A 4,589-nucleotide genomic window follows, 5' to 3' on the forward strand; every position below is an offset into this window, starting at 1 on the left:
GGGGGAGACGGCAGGGTGGGTCCGCGACGGGTGTCCCCCCGGGCCTGCGCCCAGGGAGTGTCCCGAGGCGGGAGGGTCAGCCCTTCTTGACGGCGGCGCGGCGCTTGGCAGCGCGCGCGGTGCGCGAAGGGGTGGACTGGTGAGCACGCGAGCGGTTGGCCAGCTCCTGCAGCTCACGCATGCGGGCGTAGGCCATCTCGATCGTGTACACGGTGACTCATCTCCTGAAGGATCGCCATTGATCGTATGACAGATTTGCAGGGGATCAGCCCCCGCATGCCTTAGATTCTACATGTAAACCCGCTTGATCGCAGAACAATGGAAGGCTCCAGGCATATGGACGCGGTGGATAGGCAGCTCATCCAGGCCCTGCGCGAGAACGGCAGGGCCTCGTACGCGGAGCTCGGGCGGCTGGTCGGCCTCTCCGGCCCGAGCGTCACCGACCGGATCAACCGCCTGGAGGCGGCCGGGGTGATCACCGGCTACCGGGCCACCGTGGACGCGGCCTCCCTCGGGCTGGGGGTCACCGCGCTGATCGGCATCCAGCTCTCCGACGCCACCGACCACGAGGACGTGGCCGAGCGGCTGCGCGACCTCGCCGAGATCGAGGACTGCTGGTTCATCGCGGGCGACGACTCCTACATGCTCAAGGTCCGCGCCGGCGACGTGGACGACCTGGAGCGCACCATCCGTCGGCTGTCCACCACCAAGGGCGTCTCCCGCACCCGCACCACCATCGTGCTCTCCACCAAGTGGGAGAACCGGGTCGGCGTACTGCCCGAGGACGTCTGAGGGCCTGCGCCCCGCCCGGAAGGCGGGGGAGTAGGCTCATCGAGGATCTTTCGGGGCGTACCGTGCCGTGGCCTACCGGCTCTGCGGCCCACCAGCAGACGTGACGTACGGAGGCGGCAGGGATGGCTCCATCCATCAACGACCCGGGGCTCAAGCGGGAGCTGGAGCAGAAGGTCCTCGCGGGCGAGCGGCTCACCCGCGAGGACGGCATCGCCCTGTACGAGACCGACGACCTGGCCTGGCTGGGCGGGCTGGCCCACGAGGTGCGGACGCGGAAGAACGGCGACGTCGTCCACTTCAACGTCAACCGCCACCTCAACATGACCAACGTGTGCACCGCCTCCTGCGCGTACTGCTCCTTCCAGCGCAAGCCGGGGGAGAAGGACGCGTACACGATGCGCATCGAGGAGGCCGTCCGCCTCGCCAAGGCGATGGAGGCCGAGAACCTCACCGAGCTGCACATCGTCAACGGGCTGCACCCCACCCTGCCCTGGCGCTACTACCCGCGCTCGCTCAAGGCGCTCAAGGAAGCCCTGCCGCAGGTGTCGCTGAAGGCGTTCACCGCGACGGAGATCCACCACTTCGAGAAGATCTCCGGGCTGTCCGCCTCGGAGATCCTGGACGAGCTGATCGAGGCCGGTCTGGAGTCGCTGACCGGCGGCGGCGCGGAGATCTTCGACTGGGAGGTGCGGCAGCACATCGTCGACCACGACACCCACTGGGAGGACTGGTCGCGCATCCACCGGCTGGCGCACCAGAAGGGTCTGAAGACCCCGTGCACCATGCTCTACGGGCATGTCGAGGAGCCCCGGCACCGGGTGGACCACGTGCTGCGGCTGCGCGAGCTCCAGGACGAGACCGGCGGCTTCCAGGTCTTCATCCCGCTGCGCTACCAGCACGACTTCGTGGACATGAAGGACGGCAAGGTCCGCAACCGGCTCCAGGCGCGCACCACGATGGCCACCGGCGCCGAGGCGCTGAAGACCTTCGCGGTCTCCCGGCTGCTGTTCGACAACGTCCCGCACGTGAAGGTCTTCTGGGTGATGCACGGGGTGCAGACCGCCCAGCTCGCGCTCCAGCACGGGGCCGACGACATGGACGGCTCGGTGGTCGAGTACAAGATCACCCACGACGCGGACAACTACGGCACGCCGAACAAGCTCACCCGCGAGGATCTGCTGGAGCTCATCCGCGACGCGGGGTTCCGGCCGGTGGAGCGGAACACGCGCTACGAGATCATCCGCGAGTACGAGGGGCCGGACCCGGCCCGGCGTGACTCCCCGCAGCCGATGCGGGTGTGACTTCGCCGGGGGCGTGAGGCTGCCCTGGGGGCCTTGTCGGCTGCGGGTTGTTCGTGGCTGGTCGCGCATTCCCCGCGCCCCTTCGGGGCGCGGGGACGGCGGGGGGTTCCGGCGTGGCCGGGGCCTGAGTGCTCCGTCGGACAGGTGCTTCCTGAGCTGCGGGTTGTTCGTGGCTGGTCGCGCAGTTCCTCCCCCAGACTTCGTCCGGGGGGATCCCAGCGCCCCTTCGGGGCGTGGGGTGTGAGCCTGGCCCTGTGGGCCCCGCGAACCCGGAGGGGCGTGGGTGTGAGCCGGAGATCTCTGGGTACCCGGCGCGCATGGCGGATGGCCGCAGGTCACCGGATTCCGTCTCCTCGCCGGAGGAGGGATACAGCGCGGCGCCGTTCGTGCCTGAGGGGGCGGATCTGGCGGCGTTGCGCTCGGCTGCCGCCGGGTGCCGCGGCTGCCCGCTGCACGGCCCGGCCACCCAGACCGTCTTCGGCTCCGGGGAGGCCTCCGCGCGACTGGTCCTGGTCGGTGAGCAGCCCGGTGACCAGGAGGACCGCCAGGGCCGGCCGTTCGTCGGCCCGGCCGGCAAGGTGCTGACCCGGGCCCTGGACGAGGCCGGGATCGACCCGGACGAGGCCTACGTCACCAACGCGGTCAAGCACTTCAAGTTCGAGCTGGTCCCCGAGCGCGGCAAGCGCCGCATCCACAAGGCCCCCAACCTCCATGAGCTGACCGCCTGCCGGCCTTGGCTCGCCGCCGAGCTGCGGCTGATCGAGCCCGAGATGATCGTCGCGCTGGGGGCCACGGCCGGCAAGGCCCTGCTGGGCTCCTCCTTCCGGGTGAGCAGGCAGCGCGGCATGCTGCTGCCCTGCCCCGATCTGGACGGCTACCAGTCCTCCGGCGACTGCGTGGTCGCCACCATCCACCCCTCGGCGGTGCTGCGCGCCGACGACCGGGAGTCGGTCTACCAGGGGCTCGTCTCCGACCTGCGCGTGGTGGCGCGGGCGCTGGGCTGACCGCGCGCCCTTCCACGCGATCTTCCGCGAGCCGGCGGCCGTACTCCTCCGTACTGCCCGGGGCGTCGGTGCGCCCGGTCGAATGTAAGGGCTAGTATCCGCCCATGACACTTACCTTCGTCCGTGATCCCGAGCTGACCCCTGCCCTGGAAGAGGAGATAGTCCGGCTCTGGACCGACGCGACCAACGGGGGAGGGGCCGTCGGTCTGGTGCCGCCGGTCACCGCGGAGGACGTACGGCCGCTCGCCGAGGGGCAGGCCGCCGGGGTGCGGGCGGGCACCCAGCGGCTGCTGGCCGCCTACGAGGGCGGTGCGCTGGCCGGCGTCGCCTATCTCAAGCGCAACCTGGACCCGCTGTGCGAGCACTGGGCCACGGTGGTCTGCGTGATGGTCCGGCCCGAGCTGCAGGGTGGCGGGCGCGGTGCGCGGCTGGTGCGGGAGATCGTCAAGATGGGCCGCGAGCTGGGATTCCGGGGACTGCGGCTGAGCGCGCGGGGCGGCCATGGGCTGGAGCACTTCTACGCCCGGGCCGGCTTCAAGGAGGTCGGGCGGATGCCGGAGGGGGTCCACGCCGGGGGCGGCGACTACCGCGACGAGATCATGATGTGGCTGCAGCTGGCCTGACTCCGTGCCCTTGCGGGTCCACCGTGCCGGACCGCTGGTTTGGCCCGGAAGGCGGCGTGCTTCACTGGATGTCTGGTTGTGCAGGATCTCCGCGTAGAAAGAAGTCCAGCCGTGTCTCTCAAGCCGAGCGCGACCTTCCGCTACACCGCCCTGCGACTGGGTATCTTCGCCGGCTGCTTTCTGGTGATGTGGGGCCTCGTCTACTTCGGGGTCGTCCCGTCCGGCGCCAACGACTCCAACTTCTTCTGGGTGCTGCTGCTGGCGCTCGTGGTCTCCGCCCCGCTGAGCCTGGTGCTGCTGCGCAAGCAGCGCGATGAGATGTCCGAGCAGATCGTGGGCAAGGTCGACCAGGTCAAGGAGCGGCTGGAGGCCAACCGCACCCAGGAGGACGGTGTGTAAGACCGCTCACAGCGGCACCCGTCCCCACCCGCACGCTCACCCCGGCGCCCCGCAGGCCAGCACCCGCTGGCCTGCGGGGCGTTGGCGTTTCCGGGGCCGGCGCGGGAGGCCCGCGCGGGGCGTGGAGCGGCCGGGGCGGCCGGTGGATCAAAGAATGCCTTGGGGATCCCCAAAGAGTTGGTGTTAATGTATGCCTTATGAAGACAGCAGCCGCGCATCGAGACCCCGTGGGCGCCCCGCCCGGGGTGCGCCGGCCTGCCGGTCCCCGCTTCCTCCGCGCCTGCGGCCCGGCCCAAGCGGGGGAGACCCCCCGTCCGCGCGCCGCGTGTTGTTGTCGCCGCCGCTGACCTCCCCGTCCCCGTACGTACAGCGCCCGGAGCTCCACGTACCGCCGCCCGGCCCGGCCCGCCCGTTCTCGCCGGCGCCGGCATCGCGCGCCATCGGCTTTGCCGCTTCTCGCGCTTCCCGCC

6 protein-coding genes are annotated in these 4,589 nt (G+C 70.7%); 5 read left to right on the top strand and 1 reads right to left on the bottom strand.

The features are described 5' to 3' along the window. Positions 1 to 76: 76 nt before the first annotated feature. The gene (locus tag E4099_RS34965) at positions 77 to 211 is read right to left on the bottom strand and encodes a hypothetical protein (RefSeq protein WP_280923533.1); all 135 of its coding nucleotides are present in this window, start codon (positions 209 to 211) and stop codon (positions 77 to 79) included. 125 nt (positions 212 to 336) lie between these two features. On the opposite strand from E4099_RS34965, the gene E4099_RS29335 reads away from it, so the two are divergent. From E4099_RS29335 to E4099_RS29355, 5 genes are all read left to right on the top strand, one after another. Further along, the gene (locus E4099_RS29335) at positions 337 to 792 is read left to right on the top strand and encodes an Lrp/AsnC family transcriptional regulator (protein WP_135342143.1); all 456 of its coding nucleotides are present in this window, start codon (positions 337 to 339) and stop codon (positions 790 to 792) included. A 122-nt stretch (positions 793 to 914) separates the two neighbouring features. Continuing rightward, positions 915 to 2,093: an aminofutalosine synthase MqnE gene (mqnE, locus tag E4099_RS29340; RefSeq protein WP_135342144.1), complete on the top strand. Its 1,179-nt coding sequence runs from the start codon at positions 915 to 917 to the stop codon at positions 2,091 to 2,093. 317 nt (positions 2,094 to 2,410) lie between these two features. After that, complete coding sequence (locus E4099_RS29345; protein ID WP_135342145.1) at positions 2,411 to 3,097, top strand: UdgX family uracil-DNA binding protein; 687 nt, start codon at positions 2,411 to 2,413, stop codon at positions 3,095 to 3,097. Between the two features lie 104 nt (positions 3,098 to 3,201). Then, on the top strand, positions 3,202 to 3,720 hold the full coding sequence (locus E4099_RS29350) for a GNAT family N-acetyltransferase (RefSeq protein ID WP_135342146.1): 519 nt from the start codon (positions 3,202 to 3,204) through the stop codon (positions 3,718 to 3,720). Between the two features lie 111 nt (positions 3,721 to 3,831). Next, the gene (locus E4099_RS29355; protein WP_135342147.1) at positions 3,832 to 4,119 is read left to right on the top strand and encodes a DUF4229 domain-containing protein; all 288 of its coding nucleotides are present in this window, start codon (positions 3,832 to 3,834) and stop codon (positions 4,117 to 4,119) included. The last annotated feature ends 470 nt before the right edge of the window (positions 4,120 to 4,589 follow it).

It is taken from the genome of Streptomyces palmae (assembly GCF_004684805.1).
GTDB classification, from domain to species: Bacteria; Actinomycetota; Actinomycetes; order Streptomycetales; family Streptomycetaceae; genus Streptomyces; species Streptomyces palmae.

Bases quoted from the DNA above. Each gene is read 5' to 3' on its own strand.
- E4099_RS29350 (WP_135342146.1), top strand. From the start codon at position 3,202: ATGACACTTACCTTCGTCCGTGATCCCGAGCTGACCCCTGCCCTGGAA.
- E4099_RS29335 (WP_135342143.1), top strand. From the start codon at position 337: ATGGACGCGGTGGATAGGCAGCTCATCCAGGCCCTGCGCGAGAACGGC.
- E4099_RS29345 (WP_135342145.1), top strand. From the start codon at position 2,411: ATGGCGGATGGCCGCAGGTCACCGGATTCCGTCTCCTCGCCGGAGGAG.
- mqnE (WP_135342144.1), top strand. From the start codon at position 915: ATGGCTCCATCCATCAACGACCCGGGGCTCAAGCGGGAGCTGGAGCAG.